General features: G+C 68.7%; 22 protein-coding genes. 10 read left to right on the plus strand and 12 right to left on the minus strand.

The features are described from left to right. Nucleotides 1-142: 142 nt before the first annotated feature. From recG to ubiA, 7 genes are all read left to right on the plus strand, one after another. Nucleotides 143-2,455 (plus strand): ATP-dependent DNA helicase RecG, encoded by a 2,313-nt coding sequence (gene recG, locus DFS13_RS05605; RefSeq protein WP_049004741.1) that lies wholly within the window; start codon nucleotides 143-145, stop codon nucleotides 2,453-2,455. Between the two features lie 136 nt (nucleotides 2,456-2,591). Next, complete coding sequence (locus DFS13_RS05610) at nucleotides 2,592-3,551, plus strand: LysR substrate-binding domain-containing protein (RefSeq protein ID WP_006483664.1); 960 nt, start codon at nucleotides 2,592-2,594, stop codon at nucleotides 3,549-3,551. A 394-nt stretch (nucleotides 3,552-3,945) separates the two neighbouring features. Next, a complete protein-coding gene (locus DFS13_RS40760; RefSeq protein WP_006483667.1) occupies nucleotides 3,946-4,074 on the plus strand; it encodes a hypothetical protein in 129 nt (42 codons plus the stop codon). A 101-nt stretch (nucleotides 4,075-4,175) separates the two neighbouring features. Further along, entirely contained in the window at nucleotides 4,176-6,362 is a 2,187-nt protein-coding gene (gene katG / locus DFS13_RS05615) for a catalase/peroxidase HPI (protein WP_111441440.1), read from the plus strand. A gap of 110 nt (nucleotides 6,363-6,472) precedes the next feature. Further along, a complete protein-coding gene (locus DFS13_RS40205; protein ID WP_006483662.1) occupies nucleotides 6,473-6,643 on the plus strand; it encodes a hypothetical protein in 171 nt (56 codons plus the stop codon). Nucleotides 6,644-6,781: 138 nt separating this feature from the next. Further along, nucleotides 6,782-7,270, plus strand: coding sequence for a non-specific DNA-binding protein DpsA (gene dpsA / locus DFS13_RS05620; RefSeq protein ID WP_006483665.1), 489 nt, complete (start codon nucleotides 6,782-6,784; stop codon nucleotides 7,268-7,270). Nucleotides 7,271-7,476: 206 nt separating this feature from the next. Further along, complete coding sequence (ubiA, locus tag DFS13_RS05625) at nucleotides 7,477-8,340, plus strand: 4-hydroxybenzoate octaprenyltransferase (RefSeq protein WP_034201004.1); 864 nt, start codon at nucleotides 7,477-7,479, stop codon at nucleotides 8,338-8,340. A 101-nt stretch (nucleotides 8,341-8,441) separates the two neighbouring features. Here the strand turns inward: ubiA and proC are convergent, their stop codons facing one another. From proC to DFS13_RS05655, 6 genes are all read right to left on the minus strand, one after another. Beyond that, entirely contained in the window at nucleotides 8,442-9,254 is an 813-nt protein-coding gene (gene proC, locus DFS13_RS05630) for a pyrroline-5-carboxylate reductase (protein ID WP_006492995.1), read from the minus strand. 53 nt (nucleotides 9,255-9,307) lie between these two features. After that, entirely contained in the window at nucleotides 9,308-10,006 is a 699-nt protein-coding gene (locus DFS13_RS05635) for a YggS family pyridoxal phosphate-dependent enzyme (protein ID WP_006497504.1), read from the minus strand. Nucleotides 10,007-10,134: 128 nt separating this feature from the next. Continuing rightward, nucleotides 10,135-11,361, minus strand: coding sequence for a glycolate oxidase subunit GlcF (gene glcF / locus DFS13_RS05640; RefSeq protein WP_059721649.1), 1,227 nt, complete (start codon nucleotides 11,359-11,361; stop codon nucleotides 10,135-10,137). Nucleotides 11,362-11,368: 7 nt separating this feature from the next. Continuing rightward, entirely contained in the window at nucleotides 11,369-12,457 is a 1,089-nt protein-coding gene (gene glcE, locus DFS13_RS05645; protein ID WP_006488938.1) for a glycolate oxidase subunit GlcE, read from the minus strand. Between the two features lie 183 nt (nucleotides 12,458-12,640). After that, a complete protein-coding gene (locus tag DFS13_RS05650) occupies nucleotides 12,641-14,134 on the minus strand; it encodes an FAD-linked oxidase C-terminal domain-containing protein (protein WP_006492994.1) in 1,494 nt (497 codons plus the stop codon). 37 nt (nucleotides 14,135-14,171) lie between these two features. After that, on the minus strand, nucleotides 14,172-15,581 hold the full coding sequence (locus DFS13_RS05655; RefSeq protein WP_034201002.1) for an FAD-binding oxidoreductase: 1,410 nt from the start codon (nucleotides 15,579-15,581) through the stop codon (nucleotides 14,172-14,174). A gap of 136 nt (nucleotides 15,582-15,717) precedes the next feature. On the opposite strand from DFS13_RS05655, the gene DFS13_RS05660 reads away from it, so the two are divergent. Both DFS13_RS05660 and hmpA read left to right on the plus strand, forming a co-directional pair. Continuing rightward, nucleotides 15,718-16,269, plus strand: a complete 552-nt coding sequence (locus DFS13_RS05660) for a cob(I)yrinic acid a,c-diamide adenosyltransferase (RefSeq protein ID WP_058902154.1) — start codon at nucleotides 15,718-15,720, stop codon at nucleotides 16,267-16,269. 94 nt (nucleotides 16,270-16,363) lie between these two features. Beyond that, complete coding sequence (hmpA, locus tag DFS13_RS05665; RefSeq protein WP_111441441.1) at nucleotides 16,364-17,572, plus strand: NO-inducible flavohemoprotein; 1,209 nt, start codon at nucleotides 16,364-16,366, stop codon at nucleotides 17,570-17,572. Nucleotides 17,573-17,644: 72 nt separating this feature from the next. On the opposite strand, the gene DFS13_RS05670 is transcribed toward hmpA, so the two are convergent. The 3 genes from DFS13_RS05670 to aroG form a co-directional block, all read right to left on the minus strand. Further along, a complete protein-coding gene (locus tag DFS13_RS05670; protein ID WP_084750891.1) occupies nucleotides 17,645-18,034 on the minus strand; it encodes a type II toxin-antitoxin system VapC family toxin in 390 nt (129 codons plus the stop codon). Next, nucleotides 18,031-18,300, minus strand: a complete 270-nt coding sequence (locus tag DFS13_RS05675; protein WP_006489304.1) for a type II toxin-antitoxin system Phd/YefM family antitoxin — start codon at nucleotides 18,298-18,300, stop codon at nucleotides 18,031-18,033. The genes DFS13_RS05670 and DFS13_RS05675 overlap by 4 nt, the downstream gene beginning before the upstream one ends. A gap of 109 nt (nucleotides 18,301-18,409) precedes the next feature. Continuing rightward, on the minus strand, nucleotides 18,410-19,483 hold the full coding sequence (gene aroG, locus DFS13_RS05680; protein ID WP_006489288.1) for a 3-deoxy-7-phosphoheptulonate synthase AroG: 1,074 nt from the start codon (nucleotides 19,481-19,483) through the stop codon (nucleotides 18,410-18,412). On the opposite strand from aroG, the gene DFS13_RS40210 reads away from it, so the two are divergent. Continuing rightward, a complete protein-coding gene (locus DFS13_RS40210) occupies nucleotides 19,482-19,703 on the plus strand; it encodes a hypothetical protein (protein WP_006497499.1) in 222 nt (73 codons plus the stop codon). The two genes, aroG and DFS13_RS40210, sit on opposite strands and share 2 nt — an antisense overlap. Before the next feature lie 177 nt (nucleotides 19,704-19,880). Here the strand turns inward: DFS13_RS40210 and tldD are convergent, their stop codons facing one another. The 3 genes from tldD to DFS13_RS05695 form a co-directional block, all read right to left on the minus strand. Further along, nucleotides 19,881-21,347 carry a metalloprotease TldD gene (gene tldD / locus DFS13_RS05685; protein WP_006489294.1) on the minus strand — a complete coding sequence of 489 codons (1,467 nt, stop codon included), beginning with the start codon at nucleotides 21,345-21,347 and terminating at the stop codon, nucleotides 19,881-19,883. Nucleotides 21,348-21,432: 85 nt separating this feature from the next. Beyond that, entirely contained in the window at nucleotides 21,433-22,260 is an 828-nt protein-coding gene (locus DFS13_RS05690) for a carbon-nitrogen hydrolase family protein (protein WP_034200997.1), read from the minus strand. 62 nt (nucleotides 22,261-22,322) lie between these two features. After that, the gene (locus tag DFS13_RS05695; protein ID WP_111441442.1) at nucleotides 22,323-26,522 is read right to left on the minus strand and encodes a YhdP family protein; all 4,200 of its coding nucleotides are present in this window, start codon (nucleotides 26,520-26,522) and stop codon (nucleotides 22,323-22,325) included. Nucleotides 26,523-26,722 lie beyond the last annotated feature (200 nt).

Consider the following 26,722-nt stretch of genomic DNA (forward strand, 5'->3'; position numbering starts at 1 on the left):
GGCGTCGCCGGCAGGGCGGAAACGCGTAATCGGGGCGCGCGAGCCGCTATGATGACGGGATGCGCGGCCTGGCCGGCGTCGTTCGTTCGGACGACGTGAAAGCCGCTATTGTACTTGCCTTGCGAAGCACCCAGACGATCCGATGCCTGTGTCACCACGCCGTTCTCCCGCCGCCGTTGCCGATTCCGCCGATCCGTTCGACGCGGACGATGCCGCGTCGCCCGCGCCGCCCGCATCGGGCTCCGGTACGCGTCGCGCCGGCCCGAAGCGCGGCGCCGACGGCCGGCTCGCGCAGCCCGCGGCCGCCGCGCCCGACGCCGACGGCGCCGCCGCGAGCGACGAGGCAGGCGCGGCCGGTGCGAAGCGCAAGAAGAAGCCGGCCGCCGACAAGCCGGTGAAAACCGCCGACAAGCTCGCGAAGCTCGGGCTCACGCGTTCGATCGATCTCGTGCTGCATCTGCCGATGCGCTACGAGGACGAGACCACGCTCACGCCGATCGGCGAATTGCTGCCGGGCGGTATCGCGCAGACCGAAGGCGTCGTGTTCGACAACGAGGTCGCGTACCGGCCGCGCCGCCAGCTCGTCGTGAAGATCCGGGACGACGACGGCGAGCAGCTCGTGCTGCGCTTCCTGAATTTCTACGGGTCGCAGGTCAAGCAGATGGCCGTCGGCCAGCGGCTGCGCGTGCGCGGCGACGTGCGCGGCGGCTTTTTCGGGATGGAGATGGTGCATCCGGCCGTGCGCGTCGTCGAAGCGGATGCGCCGCTGCCGCAGGTGCTCACGCCCGTCTACCCGAGCACGGCCGGCGTGTCGCAGGCGTATCTGCGCAAGGCGATCGAGAACGCGGTCGAGCGCACGCCGCTGCCCGAGCTCTTGCCGCCGGAGATCCAGCGCGATTACCTGAAGCCGCTCGACGTGCCGACGCTCGAGCAGGCGGTGCGCATCCTGCACCACCCGCGCGTCGATTCCGACGAAGCCGCGCTGATGGACGGCTCGCATCCGGCGTGGACGCGTATCAAGTTCGAGGAACTGCTCGCGCAGCAGCTGTCGCTCAAGCGTGCGCACGAGGAGCGCCGCACGCGCGCCGCGCCCGCGATGCCGCGCCGCACCGCGCGCGATGCCGACGCGCTGACCACGCGCCTTTACGCGGCGCTGCCGTTCACGCTGACGGGCGCGCAGGCGCGCGTCGTCGACGAGATCGCGCACGACCTCACGCTCGCGCACCCGATGCAGCGGCTGCTGCAGGGCGACGTCGGCAGCGGCAAGACGGTCGTCGCGGCGCTGGCCGCCACGCAGGCGATCGACGCCGGCTACCAGGCCGCGCTGATGGCGCCCACCGAAATCCTCGCGGAACAGCACGCGCGCAAGCTGCGCGCATGGCTCGAGCCGCTCGGCGTCACGGTCGCGTGGCTCGCGGGCAGCCTGAAGGCGAAGGAGAAGCGCGCGGCGATCGAGGCGGCCGCGCTCGGCACCGCGCAGCTCGTGATCGGTACGCACGCGATCATCCAGGACACGGTCGAATTCGCGCGGCTCGGCCTCGTGATCGTCGACGAGCAGCACCGCTTCGGCGTCGAGCAGCGTCTCGCGCTGCGTGCGAAGGCCGCGAACGCGGCCAACGGCGCGCGCGACTTTCAGCCGCACCAGCTGATGATGTCGGCCACGCCGATTCCGCGCACGCTCGCGATGACGTACTACGCGGATCTCGAAGTGTCGACGATCGACGAGTTGCCGCCCGGCCGCACGCCGGTGCTGACGCGCGTCGTCGGCGACGCGCGGCGCGACGAGGTGATCGCCCGCGTGCGCGAGGCCGCGCTCACCGGGCGCCAGGTGTACTGGGTGTGCCCGCTGATCGAGGAGAGCGAGACGCTGCAGCTGCAGACGGCCGTCGAAACCTACGAGACGCTGGCCGCGGCGCTGCCCGAGCTGAAGGTCGGGCTCGTGCACGGCCGGCTGTCGCCGGCCGACAAGGCGGCCGTGATGGAGGCGTTCACGCGCAACGAAGTGCAGCTGCTGGTCGCGACGACGGTGATCGAGGTGGGCGTCGACGTGCCGAACGCGTCGCTGATGGTGATCGAGCACGCGGAACGTTTCGGCCTCGCGCAGTTGCACCAGCTGCGCGGCCGGGTCGGGCGCGGCACCGCGGCGTCGGTGTGCGTGCTGCTGTACAGCGGGCCGCTGTCGCTCACCGGCCGCGAGCGGCTGAAGACGATGCGCGAGACGACCGACGGCTTCGAGATCGCGCGGCGCGACCTCGAAATCCGCGGCCCGGGCGAATTCCTCGGCGCGCGCCAGTCGGGCGCGGCGATGCTGCGTTTCGCGAACCTCGAGACCGACGGCTGGCTGATCGACCCGGCCCGCGAGGCCGCGGCGCGGCTGATTGCCGCGTACCCGGAGGTCGTCACGCAGCATCTCGCGCGCTGGCTCGGCGCGCGCGAACAGTACCTGAAGGCCTGATCGAGCGGCCCGGGGCCGGATCGAAAGCCGCCGATCGACGCCAATCGACGCCTCGCGATGCAGAGAAACTTGGCGAACCGGTGCCAACAGGTGTATAAATTAAACCTATCGCCTGTATATCTCTGATTGACCCACAATGACGCTGACTGAATTGAAATACATCGTCGCGGTTGCGCGCGAGCGGCATTTCGGCCGCGCGGCCGAAGCGTGCTTCGTGAGCCAGCCGACGCTCTCGGTGGCGATCAAGAAGCTCGAAGACGAGCTCAACGTGCAGATTTTCGAGCGCGGCGCGAGCGAAGTGAGCGTGACGCCGATCGGCGACCAGATCGTCACCCAGGCGCAGCGCGTGCTGGAGCAGACCTTCGCGATCAAGGAGATCGCGAAGCAGGGCAAGGACCCGCTCGTCGGCCCGTTCCGCCTCGGCGTGATCTACACGATCGGGCCGTACCTGCTGCCGACGCTCGTCAAGCAGATGATCCAGCGTGTCCCGCAGATGCCGCTGATGCTGCAGGAGAACTACACGCTGAAGCTGCTCGAACTGCTGAAGCAGGGCGAGATCGACGCCGCGATCATGGCGCTGCCGTTCCCCGAAACCGGCCTGATGGTGCGGCCGCTGTACGACGAGCCGTTCGTCGTCGCGCTGCCGGCGGGCCACCCGTGGGAGAAGCGCGACGAGATCGACGCCGAGGACCTGAAGCAGGAAACCATGCTGCTGCTCGGCAACGGCCACTGCTTCCGCGATCACGTGCTCGGCGTGTGTCCGGAACTGATGCGCTTCTCGCAGACGGCCGACGGCATCCAGAAGACCTTCGAGGGCTCGTCGCTCGAAACCATTCGCCACATGGTCGCGAGCGGCGTCGGCATCACGGTGCTGCCGCGAATGTCGGTCGCCGAGATCGGCCCGCGCGCGAACGGTCCCGATGCCGAACTGCTGTCGTACGTGCCGTTCAACGAACCGGTGCCCGATCGGCGTGTGGTGCTCGTATGGCGCAAGAGCTTCACGCGGATGCCCGCGATCGACGCGATCAGCGACGCCATCTCTGCCTGCGAGCTGCCCGGCGTCGCGAAGCTCGACATGCCGGCCACGATGAATTGACGCACCCGCGCATGCGGGTGTGGCGGCATGATGAACGGGGCCTTGCGGCCCCGTTTATTTTTCCCTATCGCATAGATGAAATTTATCAAATTCAAATAATTGATAGATGCAGATACAATCCTCTACATGGATCGGCGTCGTAGCCGACGTGCGGGATGCACGTTGAATGCAAACGTCAAAGGAGGATGTCATGATGCGGTCGGTATTGCAGCACGCGCAACGGAACATCCCGTCGCGCGACATGGTCGTACATCGCGCCAGGGCGGCGGTTCGCGGCCTGCGTCCGATTGCGTTCGCGTACCTGGCGGACCGTGTGTATGGCGGATGAGTGCCGCCGCGCACCGGTTCTGTGTTCCCCCGATTCACCCGCCGTCAAGCCATGAGGGAGCATTGCATGTCCGATACACGAAAAACCACCCGCCGCGCCGGCATGACGACTGCCGGCCGCCGCGTCCCCGAGCGCCCCGCCTGCGGCGCGTTGCAGCGGGAACGCGTGCCGAAGGCCGCGCACGACATCCCGTAGTACGACAGGAGAAGCCGCCTGTTCCGTTTCTTACCCCCCGCAATGCTCCACGAACCGCGCCCGGCACGTGGGGGCCTACGAGCAAGTAAAGGAGAAAAAGCATGTCGAACGAAACCAAGTGCCCGTTCAACCACACCGCAGGCAGCGGCACGACGAACAAGGACTGGTGGCCGAATCAGCTGAACCTCAACGTCCTGCATCGGCATTCGGCGCTGTCCGATCCGATGGACCCGGATTTCGACTACGCCGAGGCGTTCAAGAAGCTGGATCTCGCCGCGGTGAAGCACGACCTGCACGCGCTGATGACGACGTCGCAGGACTGGTGGCCGGCCGACTTCGGCCACTACGGCGGTCTGTTCGTGCGCATGGCGTGGCATAGCGCGGGCACGTACCGCACGGCCGACGGCCGCGGCGGCGCGGGCGGCGGGCAGCAGCGCTTCGCGCCGCTCAACAGCTGGCCGGACAACGTGAGCCTCGACAAGGCGCGCCGCCTGCTGTGGCCGATCAAGCAGAAGTACGGCCGCAACATCTCGTGGGCCGACCTGCTGATCCTGACCGGCAACGTCGCGCTCGAATCGATGGGCTTCAAGACGTTCGGCTATGCCGGCGGCCGCGTCGACACGTGGGAACCGGACGACGTCTACTGGGGCTCGGAAAAGATCTGGCTGGAACTGAGCGGCGGCCCGAACAGCCGCTACACGGGCAAGCGCGAGCTCGAAAGCCCGCTCGCCGCGGTGCAGATGGGCCTGATCTACGTGAACCCGGAAGGTCCGGACGGCAACCCCGACCCGGTCGCCGCCGCGCACGACATCCGCGAGACGTTCGCGCGGATGGCGATGAACGACGAGGAAACGGTCGCGCTGATCGCGGGCGGTCACACGTTCGGCAAGACGCACGGCGCCGGCCCGGCCTCGAACGTCGGCCCCGAGCCGGAAGCCGCGGGCCTCGAGGAGCAGGGGCTCGGATGGAAGAGCACCTTCGGCACCGGCAAGGGCAAGGACACGATCACGAGCGGCCTCGAAGTCACGTGGACCTCGACGCCGACGAAGTGGAGCAACGACTTCTTCAAGCACCTGTTCAGCTACGAGTGGGAGCTCACGAAGAGCCCGGCCGGCGCGCACCAGTGGGTCGCGAAGGATGCGGACGAGGTGATTCCCGATGCGTACGACGCGTCGAAGAAGCATCGCCCGACGATGCTGACGACCGACCTGTCGCTGCGTTTCGACCCGGCCTACGAAAAGATCTCGCGCCGCTTCTACGAGAACCCGGCCGAATTCGCCGACGCATTCGCACGTGCGTGGTTCAAGCTGACGCACCGTGACATGGGTCCGCGCTCGCGCTACCTCGGCCCGGAAGTGCCGGCGGAACACCTGCTGTGGCAGGACCCGATCCCGGCCGTCGATCATCCGCTGATCGACGACGCCGACGTCGCCGCGCTGAAGGCGAAGGTGCTGGCCACGGGCCTGTCGGTGTCGCAGCTCGTGTCGACCGCCTGGGCGTCCGCGGCGACGTTCCGCGGGTCGGACAAGCGCGGTGGCGCGAACGGCGCGCGCATCCGCCTCGCGCCGCAGAAGGACTGGGAAGTGAACCAGCCGGCGGCGCTCGCGGCGGTACTCGAAGCGCTCGAAGGCGTGCAGAAGGCGTTCAACGATGCGCAGACGGGCGGCAAGAAGGTGTCGCTGGCCGACCTGATCGTGCTGGCCGGTGCGGCCGGCGTCGAGCAGGCGGCGAAGAACGCGGGCATCGCGATCACGGTGCCGTTCGCGCCGGGCCGGATGGATGCGTCGCAGGAAGAAACCGACGTCGACGCGATGGCCGTGCTCGAGCCGCTCGCCGACGGGTTCCGCAACTACCTGAAGCACCCGTACAAGACGCCGGCCGAGGCGCTGCTGGTCGACAAGGCGCAACTGCTGACGTTGACGGCGCCGGAGATGACCGTGCTGGTCGGCGGCTTGCGCGTGCTCGGCGCGAACGTCGGCGACTCGAAGCACGGCGTGTTCACCGATCGTCCGGGCACGCTGTCGAACGACTTCTTCGCGAACCTGCTCGACATGCGCACGGAATGGAAGCCGGTGTCGGCCGCGAACGACGTGTTCGAAGGGCGCGATCGCGCGACGGGCGCGGTCAAGTGGACGGGCACGCGCGTCGACCTGATCTTCGGCTCGCACTCGCAACTGCGCGCGCTGGCCGAGGTGTACGGCAGCGCGGATGCGCAGGAGAAGTTCGTGCGCGACTTCGTCGCCGCCTGGAACAAGGTGATGAACCTCGACCGCTTCGACCTCGCATGAACCTGGCCGTGATGCGGTGATGCAGTAAAGCAGTGATGCAGTAACCTGAAACGGCCGGTCGAACGACCGGCCGTTTCTTCTCTGAACGATGTCTTGTCGAAGGAGTGACCATGACGCAAATGATGCTCAACATGCGTGCCGCCGCGTCGCCCATTCTGCGCTCGCCGGTCGAACTGGCGCGCTACGCCGTCGGCTTCGCGATCGTCGTCGGCGGGGCGGTGGAGCTGGTCTCGCAGGCGCTGCACGCGCTCGCGCCGGTCGTGTCGGCCGCAGGCGGCTGACGACAACGATGGCAGCGAGGGCAGCGACGATTTCGCGACGCTAGACTGGCGAGTCGCGAACGGATGCCGCGCGACGCGGCATGCGGATTGCTCGACGCATTTTCGCCGGTTCAACATTTCGAATGAGGAGTCCCGAAGATGGCCAAGAAAGGCAACGCCACGCAGATCAACATCGGTATCAGCGACAAGGACCGCAAGAACATCGCGGACGGCCTGTCGCGCCTGCTAGCCGATACGTTTTCGCTGTACCTGAAGACCCACAATTTCCACTGGAACGTGACCGGACCGATGTTCAACACGCTGCACCTGATGTTCGAGGAGCAGTACAACGAACTGTGGCTCGCGGTCGATTCCGTCGCGGAACGCATTCGCACGCTGGGTGTCGTCGCGCCCGGCACGTTCGGCGAGTTCGCGAAACTGTCGTCGGTGCCGGAAGCGAAGGGCGTGCCGGCCGCCGAGGAAATGATCCGTCAGCTCGTCGAAGGGCACGAGGCGGTCGTGCGCACCGCGCGTGAAATCTTCCCGATCGCCGATGCGGCGAGCGACGAGCCGACCGCGGACCTGCTGACCCAGCGCCTGCAGACGCATGAAAAGACCGCATGGATGCTGCGGTCGCTGCTCGCGTAAGCCGCACGCGGCCGGGGACGGCAGCCGGCCTGCTTCGGAGCGGCTTTGCATCTGTCCCCGGATTGATGCGCACCGCTGTGTGGCCGCGCGTAGCGGGTCGCGGCGGCCCGCCGGCCCGCTGCGGTCACCGGCGGCGGGTCGTGCCGACATGACGCGAAGCACCGCTCGGCTCTAAAATGCCGGGATTCTCTTCCCGGTGCTTCGCCATGCTTGCCCGCTTTCCCCTGTATCTGCGGCTCGTCCGGATGGACAAGCCGATCGGCAGCCTGCTGCTGCTGTGGCCGACGCTCAACGCGCTGTGGATCGCGTCGGACGGCCACCCGCGCTGGCCGCTGCTCGTGATCTTCACGCTCGGCACGCTGCTGATGCGCTCGGCCGGCTGCGCGATGAACGACTACGCCGACCGCGATTTCGACCGTCACGTGAAGCGCACGGCCGACCGGCCGCTGACGTCCGGCAAGATCCACGCATGGGAAGCCGTCGCGATCGCGGTCGGGCTGTCGTTCATCGCGTTTTTGCTGATCCTGCCGCTCAATACGCTGACGAAACAATTGTCGGTCGTCGCGCTGTTCGTCGCCGGCTCCTATCCGTTCATGAAGCGCTTCTTCGCGATTCCGCAGGCGTATCTCGGCATCGCGTTCGGCTTCGGCATCCCGATGGCGTTCGCGGCCGTGCAGGATACGGTGCCGATGCTGGCGTGGGTGATGCTGGTCGCGAACATCTTCTGGTCGGTCGCGTACGATACCGAATATGCGATGGTCGATCGCGACGACGACATCAAGATCGGCATCCGCACGTCCGCGCTGACGTTCGGCCGTTTCGACGTCGCGGCCGTGATGGCGTGCTACGCGATGACGCTCGGCATCTACGTGTGGATCGGCGTGACGCTCGGCTTCGGTCCCGCGTACTGGGTGGGCTGGGCGGCGGCGCTCGGCTGCGCGTTGTATCACTACACGCTGATCAAGGACCGCGAACGGATGCCGTGCTTCGCGGCGTTCCGCCACAACAACTGGCTGGGCGGCGTGCTGTTCGCGGGCATCGCCGCGCATTACCTGCTGGCGGGCAACTGAACGACACACCGCGCGCTCTTTCTCGCGGCGCCAACGAAAAAGCGACCTGACGGTCGCTTTTTTTACATCCGGCGCCGGCATGACCGGCGCCGCCGTCACGCTTACGCGCGGCCGAGCTCGTCGCCCATTTCCTTCGCGCGTGCTTCGGCCGCGAGCGCGCCGCGCACGATCGCTTCCTTCACGCCCTGCGCGTCGAACGCCGCGAGCGCGGCGGCCGTCGTGCCGCCCTTCGACGTCACGCGTTCGCGCAGCACGCTGGCCGGCTCGCCCGACTGCGCGGCCAGTTGCGCGGCGCCGGTGAACGTCGCGACCGCGAGCGCGCGGCCCTGCTCGTCGTTCATGCCGAGGCGGCGCGCGGCTTCCTGCAGCGCTTCGATGAAATAGAACACGTACGCGGGGCCGCTGCCCGAAATCGCGGTGACCGCATCGAGCTGCGCTTCGTCGTCGAACCACACGATCTCGCCGACCGCGCCGAGCACGTTCGACGCGAGTTCGCGGCCGGCGGCGTCGACGCCCGGCAGCGCGGCCAGGCCCGTCACGCCCATGCCGACCAGCGCCGGCGTGTTCGGCATCGTGCGCACGACGCGCGCGTAGCCGCCGAGCCAGCGGGCGAGATCCGTGCCGCGGATGCCGGCCGCGATGCTGATCACGAGCTGCGACTTCAGGTGCGGCGCCAGCGCCTGCGCGACGTCGTGCAGCACCTGCGGCTTCACCGCGAGCACGATCGCGTCGTAATCGGCGAGCGTCGCGTCGATCGCCGCGCCGGTGTGCACGCCGAATTGCTGTGCCGCGCGCGCGCGGACTTCTTCGTTGACGTCGATGGCATACAGGCCGTCCGCGGCGACGCCGCGCTTGATCAGGCCGCCGATCAGGGCCGCGGCCATGTTGCCGCCGCCGATGAATGCGATTTTCATGATGTCGGGAATGAGCGAGTGAGTGAACGGAAAGGCGGAAAAGGGCGCGGCGTTCAGTGCGAGTAATCGCGCGCGCCGAAGATCGCGGTGCCGACGCGCACGATCGTCGCGCCTTCGAGCACGGCGGCATCGAGATCGGCGGACATGCCCATCGACAGCGTGTCGAGCGGCAGGCCGTCGGCGCGCAACGTGTCGAACAACGCGCGCAGCGCGCGATGCGGCGCGCGTTGCGCGTCGGGGTCGTCGGCCGGTTCGGGAATCGCCATCAGGCCGCGCAGCCGCAGCGACGGCAGCGCGGCGACCGCCCGCGCGACTTCGGCCACGTCGGCCGGCGCGACGCCGCTCTTCGACGCCTCGCCGCTGATGTTCACCTGCACGCACACGTTGAGCGGCGGCAGGTGCGCGGGGCGCTGTTCCGACAGGCGCTGCGCGATCTTCAGCCGGTCGACCGAATGGACCCAGTCGAAGCGCTCGGCGACGGGGCGCGTCTTGTTCGATTGCAGCGGGCCGATGAAATGCCATTCGAGGCTCGCGCGCAGGTCGGCGAGCGCGTCGATCTTGTCGATCGATTCCTGCACGTAGTTTTCGCCGAAGGCGCGTTGGCCGGCCGCATGCGCGGCGCGCACGTCGTCGGCCGGAAACGTCTTCGACACGGCGAGCAGCGCGACGGTGGCGGGATCGCGGCCGGCCGCGCGGGCGGCGTCGGCGATGCGGCGGTGAACGGAGTCGAGACGGGCGGCGAGATCGGACATGACGGGCACGGAAGCAGGCACGGGAGCGGCACGGAAGCGGGCATGAAGCCGATGCGTCGCGATCTGCGGCGCATCGATCCGCTCATTATACGGACGCCGCGCGCGCCCGTTATGGGCGCGAACAGCCCCTAGCCGTACAGCAGATGCTCGACGAGCTGGACCCAGTGGGCGACCGGCACCTGCGTGCCGCTTTGCAGGTGCGCGATGCAGCCGACGTTGCCGGACACGATCATCTGCGGCTCGAGCGCCTGGAGCTTCAGCAGCTTCTGCTTGCGCAACCGGTACGACAGCGACGGCTGCGTCAGCGAGTAGGTGCCGGCCGAGCCGCAGCACAGGTGGCTGTCGGCCGGCAGCCGCACGTCGATGCCGAGCGTCTCCAGCAGGCGCTCGACCTTGCCGCGCGATTGTTGACCGTGCTGCAGCGTGCACGGCGGGTGGTAGGCGACCGTATGGATCGCGCGGCGCCGCGCGATCGTCGCGAGTTCGGCCTCGAACGCGAGCAGCACGTCGGAGATGTCGCGCGTCAGCGACACGATGCGCTGCGCCTTCTCCGCGTAGGCCGGATCGTCGCGCAGCAGGTGCGCGTACTCGAGCACCGTCGCGCCGCAGCCCGACGCGTTCATCACGATCGCCTCGGCGCCCTGTTCGACGTGGGGCCACCACGCGTCGATGTTGCGACGTGCGTCGTCGAGCGCTTCGTCGTGATAGTTCAGGTGCAGGCGGATCGCGCCGCAGCAGCCCGCGTCCGGCGCGACGACCGTCTCGATGCCGAGCGCGTCCAGCACGCGCGCGGTCGCGATGTTGATGTTCGGCAGCATGGACGGCTGCACGCAGCCGCCGAGCATCAGCATCTTGCGCGGATGCGTGCGGTGCGGCCATTCGAGCAGCCGCGTGCGCGGCGGCACCTTGTCGCGCAGCCGCTTCGGCAGCAGCGGCCGCACGTGCTGGCCGAGCCGCATCATCGGCGAGAACAGCGCGGCGTTCGGCACGACGCTCGCGAGCATGCGGCGCATCAGCCGCTGCTGCGCGGGGCGCTCCACCTGCGCCTCGACGTGCTTGCGGCCGATCTCGACGAGCCGGCCGTACTGGACGCCGGACGGGCAGGTCGTCTCGCAACTGCGGCACGTGAGGCAGCGGTCGAGATGCTGTTGCGTGCTGCGCGTGACGGGTGCGCCTTCGACCATCTGCTTGATCAGGTAGATGCGGCCGCGCGGGCCGTCGAGTTCGTCGCCGAGCAGTTGATAGGTCGGGCAGGTCGCGGTGCAGAACCCGCAGTGCACGCACTTGCGCAGGATCGCGTCGGCCTCGTCGCCGTCGGGCGTATTGCGGATGAAATCGGCGAGATTCGTTTGCATCCAGCCCTCAGAGCTCAGGGTAAAGCCGGCCGCGATTGAAGATGCGCGCGGGATCGAACGCGCTTTTCAGCCCGCGGTGGATCTTCATCATTGGCGCCGGCAGCGGCGTGAACACGCCCGCGCTGCGGTCGTAGGTGTCGCCCGCGCGGAACAGCGTCGCATGGCCGCCGGCCTGCTTCGCGCTCATGCGCACGGTTTGCGCGTCGGCGTCGGTGATCCACCAGCGCTGCGCGCCGCCCCATTCCATCAACTGGGTGCCCGGCAGGTGCATCGGTTCGGTGATCGACGGCAGCGACAGGCGCCACAGCGCGTAGCCGGGCGGGATGCCGTTGAAGAACGGGTCGGTGTGCTCGCGCAGGCCGGACCAGAAGCGCTCGGCCTCGACCGCGTCGACGACTTCGCCGCCGAGCAGCGTTTTCGCGGATTTGACGGCGGCTTCCGCGCCCGACAGGCGCAGCACGAGCGTGCCGTTGCGCCACGCGCTCGCGCTGACCGGCAGCGGATGGCCGCCCCATTCGTTGAGCTTGCGCACCGCGTCGGTCGCGGTCATCTCGAACTTCAGCGTGACTTCGGCGACGGGCATCGGCAGCACCTTGATCGACAGGTCGAGCATCAGCCCGAGCGTACCGAGCGCGCCGGCCATCAGCCGCGACACGTCGTAGCCGGCGACGTTCTTCACCACCTGCCCGCCGAAGCGCAGCATCTCGCCGCGGCCGTTCATCAGCGTAGTGCCGAGCACGAAATCGCGCGGAGCGCCGCAGGTGGCGCGGCGCGGGCCCGCGAGACCGGCTGCGACGCAGCCGCCGACGGTGGCCGCGCGCCCGAAATGCGGCGGTTCGAACGGCAGCATCTGGCCGCACTCGGCGAGGACGGTTTCAAGCTGCGCGAGCGGCGTGCCCGCGCGGACCGTGACGACGAGTTCGGCCGGGTCGTACGACACGACGCCCTGAAACGCGCGCGTGTCGAGTATTTCGCCCTCGAGCGCCTGGCCGTACCAGTCCTTGGTGCCGCCGCCGCGAATCCGCAGCGGCCGGCCGTCGGCACTGGCGGCGCGGATGCGCTCGGCCCATCCGGCGACGATGTCGTCCTCTTCCATGTTCCGTTGCTTTCTCGTCTCGTTGTCCGGTCGATTGTACCGGGGTGGCGCGATTCCACATCGCGACTATCCCTAAGCCCCGTATCGCGTGCGGCAGGCTCGCGCCGGCGCGCGAACGCGCCGCGCGGGCGCGGCAGACCCGCGGACCGCGGCCACCGGTGCGGGCCACGGCCCGCACGCCGCTCAGAAGCGCGGCAGGTCGGGGCGTGGCAGCAGCCCGCCGCGCACGTGCTGGCGACCGTATTCCGCGCAGCGCGCACGGGTCGGGATGCCCTTGTCCGGGTTCAGCAGCCCGGCCGGATCGAACGCGCGCTTGACCGCGAAGAACGCGTCGCGCTCCTGCGGCGAGAACTGCACGCACATCGAATTGAGTTTTTCGATGCCGACACCGTGCTCGCCCGTCACGCTGCCGCCGAATTCCACGCAGCATTCGAGGATTTCCGCGCCGAACTGCTCGGCGCGGTGCAGCTCGTCCGGATCGTTCGCGTTGTACAGGATCAGCGGATGCATGTTGCCGTCGCCCGCATGGAACACGTTGATGCAGCGCAGCCCGTAGCGCGTTTCGAGCTGCTCGATGCGCGCGAGCAGCGGGCCGATCGCGCGGCGCGGCACGGTGCCGTCCATGCAGTAGTAATCGGCGGAAATGCGCCCGGCGGCCGGGAACGCGTTCTTGCGGCCGGACCAGAAGCGCAGCCGTTCATGTTCGTTGCGCGACACCTGGATGCGCGTCGCGCCGTGTTCGCGCAGCACGGCCGTCATCCGCACGATTTCCTCGGCGACTTCTTCCGGCGTGCCGTCCGATTCGCACAGCAGGATCGCCTTCGCGTCGAGGTCGTAGCCCGCGTGCGTGAACGCCTCGACGGCCTGCGTGGCCGGCTTGTCCATCATCTCGAGCCCGGCCGGGATGATGCCCGACGCGATGATCGCTGCCACCGCCTCGCCGCCCTTGACGACGTCGTCGAAGCTCGCCATCACGAGCTGCGCGGTCTGCGGCTTGGGGATCAGCCGCACCGTGACCTCGGTGACGATCGCGAACATCCCTTCGCTGCCGATCATCACCGCGAGCAGGTCGAGGCCCGGCATGTCGAGCGCGAGCGAGCCGAATTCGACGACCTCGCCGTCGATCGTCACCGCGCGCACGCGCATCACGTTGTGCACGGTCAGCCCGTATTTCAGGCAGTGGACGCCGCCGGAGTTTTCCGCGACGTTGCCGCCGATCGTGCACGCGATCTGCGACGACGGATCGGGCGCGTAATACAGGCCGTACGGCGCGGCCGCTTCCGAGATCGCGAGGTTGCGCACGCCGGGCTGCACGGTCGCCGTGCGCGCGTACGGGTCGACTTCGACGATGCGCGTGAAGCGCGCGAGCGACAGCACGACGCCGAGCGCGATCGGCAGCGCGCCGCCCGACAGGCTCGTGCCGGCGCCGCGCGGCACGATCGGCACTTCCATGCGGCGGCAGATCTGCACGATCCGCTGCACTTGCGATTCCGTCTCGGGCAGCGCGACCGCGAGCGGCAGCCGGCGGTACGCGGACAGGCCGTCGCATTCGTACGGCGCCGTGTCCTCGTCGCGGTACAGCAGGCAGTGCGTCGGCAGCACGGCCATCAGCGCCTGCACGACTTCGCGCTGGCGCTGCGCGCGTGCGGCGCTCGACAGTTCGACGGGAGCGTTCATGAAGTCTCCTGCGTGAGGCGCGAGCTCGCGCCGCCGGTCAGCACGTGAAAATCTTGCCTGGATTCATCAGGTTGCGTGGATCGAGCGCGAGCTTGATCGCGCGCATCGTGTCGATCGCGTTGTCGCCGTGCTCCTTCGGCAGGAAGCGCATCTTGTGCAGCCCGACGCCGTGCTCGCCCGTGCAGGTGCCCCCCAGGCGCAGCGCGCGCTCGACGATCCGGTCGTTGATGTGTTCGGCTTCGGCGAGTTCCTCGGGCTTGTCGGGATCGATCAGGATCGCGACGTGGAAATTGCCGTCGCCGACGTGGCCGACGATCGGACAGGGCAGCGACGACGCGCGCAGGTCGACCTCGGTTTCCTCGACGCACGCGGCGAGCTGCGAGATCGGCACGCACACGTCGGTCGTCACCGCGCGGCAGCCGGGCTTCAACTGCAGCATCGCGAAGTACGCGTTGTGGCGTGCGGACCAGAGCCGCGTGCGATCCTCGGGACGGGTCGCCCATTCGAAGCCCTGGCCGGCGTTCTGGCCGGCGAGCGCCTGCACGAGTTCGGCCTGTTCCTTCACGCCGGCATCGGTGCCGTGGAACTCGAAGAACAGCGTCGGCGCCTCGGTCAGCGTCAGGTTCGAGTGACGGTTGATCGAGCGCACCGCAAGCGCATCGACGAATTCGACGCGCGCGATCGGCACGCCGATCTGGATCGTCTCGATCACCGTGCGCACCGCGTCGCCCATCGTCGGGAACGTGCAGATCGCGGCCGACACGGCCTCGGGCAGCGGGTGCAGGCGCAGCGTGATCTCGGTGATCACGCCGAGCGTGCCTTCGGACCCGACGAACAGGCGCGTGAGGTCGTAGCCGGCCGACGACTTGCGCGCGCGCGAGCCGGTTTTCACCACGCGGCCGTCCGCGAGCACCGCGGTCAGGCCGAGCACGTTCTCGCGCATCGTGCCGTAGCGTACGGCGTTGGTGCCCGATGCGCGGGTCGCGGTCATCCCGCCGATGCTGGCGTCGGCGCCCGGATCGATCGGGAAGAACAGGCCGGTGTCGCGCAGCGCTTCGTTGAGCGCCTTGCGCGTGATGCCCGGCTCGACCGTCACGGTCAGGTCTTCGGCGTTGATCGACAGCACGCGGTTCATTTCGGACAGGTCGAGCGACACGCCGCCGCGCACCGCGAGCAGGTGGCCTTCGAGCGACGAGCCGGCGCCGTACGGAATCAGCGGCACGCTGTAGAGCGAGCACAGCGACACGACCTCGCGCACGTCGTCGGTGCTGTGCGCGAACACGACGGCGTCGGGCAGTTGCGGATCGAACGGGGATTCGTCGCGGCCGTGATGGGCGCGGACCGCGTCGGCGGTCGACACGCGCTCGCCGAAGGCGGCGCGCAGTGCATCGAGCATGGCGGGGGGCAGCGGGCGGCGCGTGGCGGCCGGCGGGGCAGGGTGATTCACGAACGTCTCCTGACTGCTTGTCGAACTGTCGGCCCATTCTACGCTGTAACGTCCGCTGCGCCTGCCGCCGCGGGCTGCGATAATCGCGTTCCAGCCAACCGGGCCGCGTGGCGGCCGCGCACGAGAGGACATTCGCATGGGCAACCGCTTGAGCAAGATCGCGACGCGCACGGGCGACGACGGCACCACCGGCCTCGGCGACGGGCGGCGCATCGGCAAGGACGACGCGAGGATCGCCGCGATCGGCGACGTCGACGAACTGAACTCGAATCTCGGCGTGCTGCTGGCCGAGACGCTGCCGGACGACGTCCGCACGGCGCTCGTCACGATCCAGCACGACCTGTTCGATCTCGGCGGCGAGCTGTGCATTCCCGGCCACGCGGTGCTCGACGACACGCATCTCGCCCGGCTCGACCGGTGGCTTGCCGACTACAACGCGACGCTGCCGCCGCTGAAGGAATTCATCCTGCCGGCCGGCTCGCGCGCGGCGTCGCTCGCGCACGTCTGCCGCACCGTGTGCCGCCGTGCGGAGCGCTCGATCGTCGCGCTCGGGCGTAGCGACACGCTCAATGACGCACCGCGGCGGTACGTGAACCGGCTGTCCGACCTGCTGTTCGTGCTGGCGCGCGTGCTGAACCGCGCCGGCGGCGGCGCCGACGTGCTGTGGGAGCGCGGGCGCGTCCGCTAGCCCGCCGTCGCGTTTTTGCGCACTGCGACAATTTGCCCGGGGGACGTCCGTTTTTAAACATGTATTGTTTGTGCATGTTTAACGGAGAACGAACATGACCCACATCACCGCTGACCAGATGGCCCGTGTGAAGGCCACCGCCCCCGTCCTCGCCGAGCACGGCGCGACGATCACGAAGCACTTCTACCAGCGCATGTTCGCGCGTCATCCGGAACTGAAGAACCTGTTCAACCAGACGCACCAGAAGACCGGCAGCCAGCCCGAGACGCTCGCGAAGGCCGTCTACGCGTATGCGGCGAACATCGACAACCTCGGCGCGCTGGGCGGCGCGGTGTCGCGCATCTCGCACAAGCACGCGAGCCTGAACATCCGCCCCGAGCATTACCCGATCGTCGGCGAGAACCTGCTCGCATCGATCGTCGAGGTGCTCGGCGACGCGGTCGATGCCGACACGCTCGAAGCCTGGCGCGTCGCATACGGCCAGCTCGCGCAGATCATGATCGGCGCCGAGGCCGATCTGTACGCGAACGCCGCGTGGAGCGGCTTCCGTCCGTTCAAGGTCGCGTGCAAGGTGCGTGAAAGCGACGAGATCACGTCGTTCTACCTGACGCCCGCCGACGGCGGCGAAGCGCCGACGTTCGAGCCGGGCCAGTACGTCACGGTGAAGCGCTTCGTCGGCGAGCTCGGCGTCGACCAGCCGCGCCAGTACAGCCTGTCCGATGCGCCGCACGGCCAGTGGCTGCGCATCTCGGTGAAGCGCGAGGCCGGCAAGCCGGAAGCGATTCCGGCCGGCAAGGTGTCGACGCTGATGCACGATGGCGTCGAAGAGGGCGCGATCGTCGAAGTCACCGCGCCGATGGGCGACTTTTCGCTGAAGCGCGACGTGGATACGCCGGTCGTGCTGATCTCGGGCGGCGTCGGCATCACGCCGATGATGTCGATGGCGTCGACGCTGATCGCGGCGGGCAGCCCGCGCGACGTGCGATTCATCCACGCCTGCCGTTCGGGCGCGGTGCACGCGTTCCGCGACTGGCTGAACGACACCGTCGGCGAACACGCGAACGTGAAACGCACGGTGCTGTACGAACTGGTCGGCCCGAACGATCGCGTCGGCATCGACCACGACCTCGAAGGACGCCTCACGCCGGAACGCGTGCAGCAGTACGCGCTGGTGGCGGACGCCGATTACTACATCTGTGGGCCGGTCGCGTTCATGAAGGCCCAGCGCGACGCGCTCGTCGCGCTGGGCGCCGCGCCGGAGCGCGTGAACACCGAGATCTTCGGTTCGGGCGCGCTCGAGTGATGCGCGCACCGATGGTCTCCGGCCAATAAAAAAGCCCGGCGCGAGCCGGGCTTCTTCGTTGCGGATGGTGCGTCAGGCGCGCAGCATCAGGGTGGGGTGATAGCGCCACACCTTGGCATCGGCGCTGAGCAGCGGCATTCCTTCATGGAGCGCCTGCGCGACCATCATGCGGTCGAATGGATCGGCATGATCCGGAAAGTCGGGCAGTACGGCGACGCCTTCGACGTGATCGCTGCTGATCGGCAACTCCGCAAAACCCGCAAGCCGAAAGGCCGAACGTGCATCTCTCGGATGGACGGGCAGATTGCCTGTGCGGTACTTGATCGCGATTTCCCAAATTGATGCGGCGCTGACGTACAGCGTGTTTTCGGGATGTTCGATCAACGCGGCCGCGGTTGCCGACAGTTGCGGTGCGCCTTCAGCCGCCCAGAGCGCGATGTGCGTGTCGAGCAGCAGCTTCACGGCGCGAGCCCGTGATCCGAGCTGGCATCGAAGTCGGCGGCGATCGATTCATCGCCGGCATTGAATGCGTCGACGCTTGTCGGGATATTCAATCCGGCCAGCAGCTGACGGGCTGCGCCGATCCGCTTCGGCGCGGCGTAAGGAACGATCCGGGCGACCGGATGCCCATTGCGGGCGATCACGACTTCGGACTCCCGCCCCAATTCAAGCGCTTCGACGAGGCTCGAAAGCCGCGACTTGGCATCGTGCATGTTGACGGTCGGCATGGTCGGCCTCTGATTAGCTAGGTAGTGTTAGCTAGTCTGGCAGGGCGACACGCCGACCGCAGGTTGGCCGGGTGGCCAATCTGCCGCCAGGCGAGGCCGTACGCGTCCTTCAGTTGCCGCTGCCGCGCGCGACGCGGCGCGCCTTTACCGATTCCGCGAGGCCTTCGAGCACCTTCACGCTGTCGTCCCACGCGATGCACGCGTCGGTGATGCTCTGGCCGTAGGTCAGCGCGCAGCCTTCCTTCAGGTCCTGACGGCCCTCGACCAGGTGCGACTCGATCATCACGCCGACGATGCGTTCGTCGCCGGCCGCGACCTGGCGGCCGATGTCGGCGCACACGGGAATCTGGTTCTCGTGCTTCTTCGAGCTGTTCGCATGGCTCGCGTCGATCATCAGACGCGCGGCGAGGCCGGCCTTGCCGATGTCCGCGCACGCGGCATTCACGCTGTCCGCGTCGTAGTTCGGCGCCTTGCCGCCGCGCAGGATCACGTGGCAGTCCTCGTTGCCGGCCGTCGACACGATCGCCGAATGGCCGCCCTTCGTCACCGACAGGAAATGGTGCGGCTGCGACGCGGCCTTGATGGCGTCGACCGCGATCTTCACGTTGCCGTCGGTGCCGTTCTTGAAGCCGACCGGGCACGACAGCCCCGACGCGAGTTCGCGGTGCACCTGCGACTCGGTCGTGCGCGCGCCGATCGCGCCCCACGAGATCAGGTCGGCGATGTACTGCGGGCTGATCATGTCGAGGTATTCGGTTGCTGCCGGCAGCCCCATTTCGTTGATCTGCAGCAGCAGCTCGCGCGCGGTGCGCAGCCCTTCGTTGATCTTGAAGCTATTGTCGAGGTGCGGATCGTTGATGAGCCCCTTCCAGCCGACCGTCGTGCGCGGCTTCTCGAAGTACACGCGCATCACGATTTCGAGTTCGCCCTTGAAGCGCTCGCGTTCCTTCACGAGCCGGCCCGCGTATTCGATCGCCGCCTTCGTGTCATGGATCGAGCACGGCCCGATCACGACGATCAGCCGGTCGTCCATCCCGTGCAGGATGCGGTGCATCGACTGGCGCGAGTGGTAGATCAGCTCGGACGCGGCTTCGGAGCACGCGAATTCGCGGATCAGGTGGGCGGGCGGCGTCAGTTCCTTGAGTTCGCGGATGCGGACGTCGTCGGTGTTGTGCGGGGGCATGCTGTTTCTCCTCATTTTCCGGGCGCCGTTCGGTCAGTGGGCGTGCGGCAGATTCATCGATTCGGGCGATTCAGTGGTGTCGGTCGGGGCTGCTGAACGGCTGCGGCGGCGACCGGCTGGCGAAGGGCGAAAAAAAACCGCCGGGTTCGCCGGCGGTTTTTTCGGGAATTTCGGTTGCGCTTTACGCGCCATCAACCCTCTCGATCCGCCAGCGGTCTGAGATACCAAAAAAAGTAAAAGTAAAACTTGGCGGACATGACGGAAATTCGGCTCGTCAAAAAAGTTGATTCGGAATTTATACCCCGTCCCCGGCCGGCTGGCAACCGGGAACCGTCGAAAATGCGGACAATCCGCGTGTTTTCGTCAAACTGCGCGGATTGTCTGCGCCGCGATGCGGTTATGCCGTACCGCCGACCGTCATCTTGTCGATCCGCAGGGTCGGCTGGCCGACGCCGACCGGCACGCTCTGGCCTTCCTTGCCGCATACGCCGACGCCCGTGTCGAGCGACATGTCGTTGCCGATCATGCTCACGTACTTCAGCGATTCCGGGCCGCTGCCGATCAGCGTCGCGCCCTTCACCGGGTAGGTGATCTTGCCGTTCTCGATCATGTACGCCTCGGACGCCGAGAACACGAACTTGCCGTTCGTGATGTCGACCTGGCCGCCGCCGAAGTTCACCGCGTACAGGCCGTTCTTCACCGACGCGATGATTTCCTGCGGATCCTTGTCGCCGTTCAGCATGTAGGTGTTCGTCATGCGCGGCATCGGCAGCGCCGCGTACGACTCGCGCCGCGCGTTGCCCGTCACCGGCATCTTCATCAGGCGCGCGTTCAGCGTGTCCTGGATGTAGCCCTTCAGGATGCCGTCCTCGATCAGCGTCGTGCACTGCGTCGGGTTACCCTCGTCGTCGATGTTCAGCGAGCCGCGGCGGTTCGGCAGCGTGCCGTCGTCGACCACCGTCACGCCCTTCGCGGCGACCTGCTCGCCGATCCGGCCCGCGAACGCGGACGAGCCCTTGCGGTTGAAGTCGCCTTCGAGGCCGTGGCCGATCGCCTCGTGCAGCAGCACGCCCGGCCAGCCCGGCCCGAGCACGACCGTCATCGCGCCGGCCGGCGCGGGACGTGCATCGAGGTTGACGAGCGCCGCGTGCACGGCGTCGTCGACGTAGCGCGACAGCACGTCGTCGGTGAAGTAGCCGTAGTCGAAGCGGCCGCCGCCGCCGCCCGAGCCGATCTCGCGACGGCCGTTCTGCTCGGCGATCACCGTCACCGACACGCGTACGAGCGGGCGGATGTCGGCCGCGAGCGCGCCGTCGCTGCGTGCGACCAGCACGACGTCGTATTCGCCGGCGAGGCCCGCCATCACCTGCGTGATGCGCGGATCGCGCCCGCGCGCCATCTGCTCGATGCGTTCGAGCAGCTTGACCTTGGCCGTCGCGTCGAGCGACGCGAGCGGGTCGGACGGCAGGTACAGGTCGCGGCCCGAGATGCCCGTCAGCGACGTGGCTGCCTTGATCTTCTGGCGGCCGCCGCCGGCCGCCGCGATCGCCTTGGTGGCGGCGGCGGCTTGCGCGATCGCTTCGGGCGACAGGTCGTCCGAGTACGCGAACGCGGTGCGGTCGCCCGCGACCGCGCGCACGCCGACGCCCTGGTCGATGCTGAAGCTGCCCGATTTGACGATGCCTTCCTCGAGGCTCCACGCTTCGCTGCGGGTTGCCTGGAAGTACAGGTCCGCGTAGTCGACGCGATGCGTGAAGATGTCGGCGATCGTGCGCGTGAGCAGGCTTTCGTCGAGGCCGTACGGCGTGAGCAGGATGTCCTTCGCCAGCGCGAGATTGCGGATGCCGGGTTCGATGATGTTCATGCGGATATCGGGGTTTCTCAAAAAGTTGTCGGGTGCTGCCGGGCAGATGGGTGGGCCGCGCGGCGTTTCAAGCGGTGCGGCGGATTCAGGTCAGCACGCGGTGCCGCCACGCAGGCAGGCTCTGGCGTACGTCGGCGATGCGTTGCGGATCGATCGCGCCGAGCACGACGCTGGCGCCCTCGTCGCGCACCGCGACGATCTCGCCCCACGGGTCGATCAGCATGCTGTGGCCCCACGTGCGCCGGCCGTTCTCGTGCTTGCCGCCCTGAGCGGCCGCGAGCACGTAGCACTGGTTCTCGACGGCCCGCGCGCGCAGCAGCGTTTCCCAGTGCGCGCGGCCCGTCGTATACGTAAACGCCGACGGCACGACCATCAGCGCGCAGTCGCCCATGCGGCGATACAGCTCCGGAAAGCGGAGATCGTAACAGACCGACAGGCCGACCTGCCCGAACGGCGCATCGAACGCGACGACCGTGTCGCCCGCGCGGATCGTGCGCGCCTCGTCGAACGATTCGTCGCCTTTCTCGAAGTTGAACAGGTGGATCTTGTCGTAGCGCGCGGCCTCGTTGCCGGACGGATCGAACACGAGCGTCGTGTTCAGCACGCGATCGGGTTCGGGCGCCTTCAGCGGCAGCGTGCCGCCGATCACCCAGATGCCGTGGCGGCGCGCGGCGTCGGCGAGGAACTGCTGGATCGGGCCGTCCCGGTACGGTTCGGCGAGCGCGAGCTTGTCGGTGTCACGGTGGCCCATGAAGCAGAAATACTCGGGCAGCAGCACGAGCTGCGCGCCTTCGCCGGCGGCTTCCGCGATCAGGCGGCGCGCTTCGGCGAGATTGCGTGTGACGTCCGGCGTGCTCACCATCTGCAGCGCGGCGACCTGGAAGGGCGTGGCGGAACGGGCGTGGTCGGTCATCGCGGAATCGGTTGCGTCATAAATGGGGTGCGGCCCGGCGCCGTACGTGGTGCGATGCGCGCTCAATGGCTCGCCGCATCGGCCGGACCGTGATTCATCTTACCCTGATCGCTCCGCACCCGCTCGATGTGCGGGTGCGCCCACGAGCCGGTGATCGCGTAGTCGAGCGCGAACGCGCGCGACAGCGTCTCGGACAGCGCGTAGTTCGCGGCCAGCACGCCGACGCCGAGCAGCGGGTTGATGATGGCCGCGCCGATCGCGGCCGCGCCCGCGCTGATTTTCGGCGCGACGTGCGCATGCAGGTCCTGTGTCTCGGTGCCGAGATCGACCGCGCCGCGCACGGTGACGTTCGCGGGCCCCGTCATCATCGAGAAATCGTCGGTGCGCGCGATCCCGTTCGAGATTCGGCCGGTGCCGGTGATCTTGTCGAACGGCAGCCCCTTGCCGACCACGTCGCGGAAGTTCAGCGTCAGGAAGCGCGCGAGGCTCTGCAGGCTCAGCACGCCGAGGAGTTTCGCCGCGCCCGGATCGACCTTCAGGATCTGCCCGTGTTCGAGGTCGAGCGCGACCTGCCCGCCGAGCGACGGGAAGTCGAGCGCGGTCGGGCCGCCGCGCCAGCCGACCTTGCCCGTGACCGAGCCGTGACCGTCCGCGAGCGTGCGCGGCAGGCCGACGCGGTCGAGCAGCGCGCCCGCGTTGTCGATGTCGAGCTTGAAGTCGAACACGGTCCGGCGCGGCGCGTCGTTTTCGTCGACGCCGCGGGCCAGTGCGCGGCGCGAGGTGCGCCAGTTGCCGGTCGCCGTGAGCTTCGCGGCCGGGTTCGACAGTTCCAGCTTGTCGAGCTGCCACACCGGCGTGCCGTCTTCGTCGATGTTGCGCGCGTTGACGACGAGCCGGCCGATGTCGTGATCGCGCGCGACGACCTGGTCGACGATCAGGTCGATCGACGGCATCGGCCGGTCGGTCGGCGTCGGCAGGTTCATCGCGCGGCCGACGAGGTCGTGCTGCGAGCTCTGCGGCACGACCAGCTTCGCGAGCCGCGCGTTCAGCACGCCCGCGCCGTTGTGACCGCCGCCCGGCGCCCACGACAGGTAGCCCGACACCTGGTTCGACGCGATGTTGGCCTGCCACAGGTCGTCGACGTGCGACGCGCCGACGATCACGTTCTCCCAGTTGCGCTTGAGCAGCTTCAGCGTGCCGAAGTGGAACGCGAAGCGCTTCGGCGCGAAGCTCGCGAAATCGACGCGCGGCGCGGCTTGCGGTTCCGGCGCCCGCGGCGTGTCGGGCTGCAGCGTGTGTGCGAGGGCGAGCCACGCGTCGGCGTCCAGCTCGGTGACGTCGACGGCCGCGCTCACGCCGTCCTGCGGCATGTCGGGCATCCGGTGGATGCCCATCGCGCCGCGCACCGCGCGCAGCGGCTGGCCGCGCGTCGCGTCGAGCAGGTAGGTCGCGGACACGGGGCCGAGCGTCAGGTCGGCATGTTCGAGGCGTTTGCCGTCCGCCTGCGGCGCCGGCTGCAGCGTGAAGCGGAACGGCATCGGCGTGCCGGCCGGTTTCGCGAACGGCGCCGGGAAGTTCAGCGCGACGCCGGTCAGGTCGGATTGCGCGCTGACGTCGGGCAGGCGGCCCGGCGCGCCGCGCACCGCGACCTTGTACGGCGCGTCGCCGACCACGTGTTCGAGCAGCGCGGCGGCCGCGCCGTGCAGGTTCAGGCCGCGCGCGGCGTCGAGCGCGAGCCGGCCGTCGACGTCCACCGCGTACGGGCCGTGTGACTGGAAGGTGCCGTTCGCGCGCACCGGGCCGCCGAGGAAGCGCCCCGACAGCGCGTGCAGCGACGCGCCCGCCTCGGTGAAACGGACGCTGCCGCGCAGCGCCGACAGCGGCGGCACGCCGCTCGTCGACAGCGTGTTGCCGCCGAACCCGAGCGCGCCTTCGATGTGCGTGTGCGGATGGGCGACGTGCTGCGGAATCGTGATCTTGAGCGCGAGCGACGCGGGGCCCTGCGCGTCGATCCGCTGGCCGATGTGGTTGCTCATCGTGCCGAGCGAGCTGTTGTCCGCGTAGTCGATCAGGTCGGCGATCGGGCCCTGCGCATGGCCGTCGATGATCAGCGGCGAGTGCGACGGATTGCCGAGGTCGTCGATGCGGCCCGCGACCTTCGTCAGCGCGACGCGCTTGTAGTGTGCACGGTCGATGTCGAAACGCAGCTTGTTCTGCGCGAGCTCGAACACGCCGTCGATTCCGTCGAGCGCCGGCCAGACGCTCGGCGTGCCGTTCGCAAGCTTGCGCGGCGGGTACGGCGTCGGCTCGAAGCGGCCGCCGGTGAACGGCGCGACGATGTGGAACACGCCGGCGTCCGGCTCGTGTTCGAACGGGAATTTCTCGAGCGGGCCGCGCGCGACGATCGATGCGCCCTTGGTCACCTTGCCGTCCTGCAGCGCGTGGCCGAGATAGTCGCGCAGGTGCTCGGACATCCCGGTCGGCAGGTAGCGCGGAATGCGCGCGACCGACGCGCGCGCGAAATCGGCGCGCAGGTCGAGCGAGCCGCGGCCGTGGCCGGGGTTCGTGTACGACCCCGACACCGCGATTTCGGCATCCGGGTTCGACACGAGCAGGTCGGGCAGCGACACGTCGACGCGCGCGTGCTTGTCGCCGGGCGCGGGCGTGATCGTCCATTTGGCATTGCCGCGCAGCCGGTCGAACGTCAGGCGCGGCTCGTCGAATTCGCCGGGCACGGTGACGGCCGCGTTGACCGTGTCGATATGCGCGGCGCCGCCGGTCTCGTTCGCATCGACGCGGCCCCACAGGTTCTCGACGCCCGGCCAGCCGGCGCGCGGGTGGCCGCGCGGCGAGAGCCCGGGCGGCGGCTCCTGCGCGGCGAAGCTGATGCCTTGCAGATCGCCGAGGAAGCGGTAGCGGACGATCGGTGCGGCGCCCATGTGCCGCTCCTCGTCGGCGAGATCGGGGTGCGCGGGTTTCGCGCGCTCGACCTCGATGTGATAGTTCGACACCATCCCGCGCGGGTCGATCTTGATCAGCTCGTTGCGCAGGCGCGCCGGCAGCGGCAGCCCGCGGATGAATTCGCTGAGGATGCCGAGATCGACGCGGTCGCCGACCACGCTGAGCAGTTGCCCCTGGTTCGCGGTCGGCACGCGGTAGCGCGCCGTCAGCGTCGACAGCGCGAGCGAGCGCGCGAGCGGCGTGCCGTCCGGCAGCGGCGGCTGGCCGAGTTCCGCATTGAAGCGCGTCAGGTGCAGCGTGTAGTCGTGGCCCGCGTCGAGCACCATGTCCCAGCCGAAGCCGACCGTCGGCACGTCGAGCCGCGGTTGCGTCGGGCGCACGCGCAGCGCGACGTCGGCGCCTTGCAGGTCGCCGCCCGCCGAGCGCAAGTGGCCGTCGCCGAAGGTCGCCCAGATCGCGTTGTCGATCCGCCCCGCGTGGATCGTGAGCGGCACGTCGAGATAGCGCGTGAGCGTCTGCAGGTCGACGGGGCCGGTCGACAGGTACGCGTCGCCGGTCCAGTTCGCCGGCTTGCCGATCGGCGCGAGCGGCTTGTGTTTGAAGCGTGCGCGGAAATCGAGCGGGCCGAGCAGCAGCGTGCCGTTCGCTGGCGCCTGCAGCGCCGCCTTGTGCACGCGGCCGTCGTTGAGCACCGCGAGCCGGATGCCCGACAGCACGAGCTCCGGTGCGTCGTGCTGCGCGTCGCGCCAGCGCAGCGTGCCGCCGCGCAGCACGATCGCCTCCTGCTTCAGCAGCCAGGTGCCGAACGTGTCGTTGCCGCCGTGGGTGGTGGCCACGCCGACGCCCGCGACGCTCAGCGAGCCGTCGGCCGCCCGCGCGACCACGAGGTCGGGCTGGTCGACGATCAGGCTCGACAGCGCGGGCGACAGCCGCAGCAGCGACATCCACGACAGCGCGGCGGTCGCATGCGGCACCGACAGCGCGACCTTGCCGTCACGGCCGCGGATCGTCAGGTTCGTGAGTTCGACGCCCGGCTGCATGCCGGACCAGTTCGGGGAAAGCTTGCCGATCGAAAGCTGCGCGTGGAGCTTGTCGGACACCGCGCGCTCGATGCGCGGGCGGAATTCGTCGATGCGGGGCAGCAGCACGTAGCGCAGCCCGAGGAAGGCGCCGGACGCGACGAAGTAGGTGCCGATCCCGACTGCCAGCGTCACCCTGAACACGCGACGCAGGACCGGATGATCGTGCTTCGGAGGTCCCGCTTCGGGCGCAGCTACGGCGGATTCCTGACGGTCGGACATGCGGCGGACGGGCGGCGATATGGTAGTTTTGCAGACTGACGTTGAAATGTATCACACGGGTTCGTGCCGGCGGCCGTTGGGGCAGCCCGGCACGGGCTTTCCGGCGCGCGGTGTCGCGACGGGCGCACGCGCGTCCGGCGGGTGCCGCGCCGAGTCCATGGGGCCGGTCGGCAGCGGGGCGCGCACGCGCCGGCCGCAGC

It is taken from the genome of Burkholderia sp. 28_3, from assembly GCF_003253915.1.
Classification (GTDB): Bacteria; Pseudomonadota; Gammaproteobacteria; order Burkholderiales; family Burkholderiaceae; genus Burkholderia; species Burkholderia cenocepacia.

Excerpts from the sequence above, each read along its gene's own strand:
- recG (WP_049004741.1), top strand. The coding sequence starts at position 143 with ATGCCTGTGTCACCACGCCGTTCTCCCGCCGCCGTTGCCGATTCCGCC.
- DFS13_RS05610 (WP_006483664.1), top strand. The coding sequence starts at position 2,592 with ATGACGCTGACTGAATTGAAATACATCGTCGCGGTTGCGCGCGAGCGG.
- DFS13_RS40760 (WP_006483667.1), top strand. The coding sequence starts at position 3,946 with ATGTCCGATACACGAAAAACCACCCGCCGCGCCGGCATGACGACTGCC.
- katG (WP_111441440.1), top strand. The coding sequence starts at position 4,176 with ATGTCGAACGAAACCAAGTGCCCGTTCAACCACACCGCAGGCAGCGGC.
- DFS13_RS40205 (WP_006483662.1), top strand. The coding sequence starts at position 6,473 with ATGACGCAAATGATGCTCAACATGCGTGCCGCCGCGTCGCCCATTCTG.
- dpsA (WP_006483665.1), top strand. The coding sequence starts at position 6,782 with ATGGCCAAGAAAGGCAACGCCACGCAGATCAACATCGGTATCAGCGAC.
- ubiA (WP_034201004.1), top strand. The coding sequence starts at position 7,477 with ATGCTTGCCCGCTTTCCCCTGTATCTGCGGCTCGTCCGGATGGACAAG.
- proC (WP_006492995.1), bottom strand. The coding sequence starts at position 9,254 with ATGAAAATCGCATTCATCGGCGGCGGCAACATGGCCGCGGCCCTGATC.
- DFS13_RS05635 (WP_006497504.1), bottom strand. The coding sequence starts at position 10,006 with ATGTCCGATCTCGCCGCCCGTCTCGACTCCGTTCACCGCCGCATCGCC.
- glcF (WP_059721649.1), bottom strand. The coding sequence starts at position 11,361 with ATGCAAACGAATCTCGCCGATTTCATCCGCAATACGCCCGACGGCGAC.
- glcE (WP_006488938.1), bottom strand. The coding sequence starts at position 12,457 with ATGGAAGAGGACGACATCGTCGCCGGATGGGCCGAGCGCATCCGCGCC.
- DFS13_RS05650 (WP_006492994.1), bottom strand. The coding sequence starts at position 14,134 with ATGAACGCTCCCGTCGAACTGTCGAGCGCCGCACGCGCGCAGCGCCAG.
- DFS13_RS05660 (WP_058902154.1), top strand. The coding sequence starts at position 15,718 with ATGGGCAACCGCTTGAGCAAGATCGCGACGCGCACGGGCGACGACGGC.
- hmpA (WP_111441441.1), top strand. The coding sequence starts at position 16,364 with ATGACCCACATCACCGCTGACCAGATGGCCCGTGTGAAGGCCACCGCC.
- DFS13_RS05675 (WP_006489304.1), bottom strand. The coding sequence starts at position 18,300 with ATGCCGACCGTCAACATGCACGATGCCAAGTCGCGGCTTTCGAGCCTC.
- DFS13_RS40210 (WP_006497499.1), top strand. The coding sequence starts at position 19,482 with ATGCTGTTTCTCCTCATTTTCCGGGCGCCGTTCGGTCAGTGGGCGTGC.
- aroG (WP_006489288.1), bottom strand. The coding sequence starts at position 19,483 with ATGCCCCCGCACAACACCGACGACGTCCGCATCCGCGAACTCAAGGAA.
- tldD (WP_006489294.1), bottom strand. The coding sequence starts at position 21,347 with ATGAACATCATCGAACCCGGCATCCGCAATCTCGCGCTGGCGAAGGAC.
- DFS13_RS05690 (WP_034200997.1), bottom strand. The coding sequence starts at position 22,260 with ATGACCGACCACGCCCGTTCCGCCACGCCCTTCCAGGTCGCCGCGCTG.
- DFS13_RS05695 (WP_111441442.1), bottom strand. The coding sequence starts at position 26,522 with ATGTCCGACCGTCAGGAATCCGCCGTAGCTGCGCCCGAAGCGGGACCT.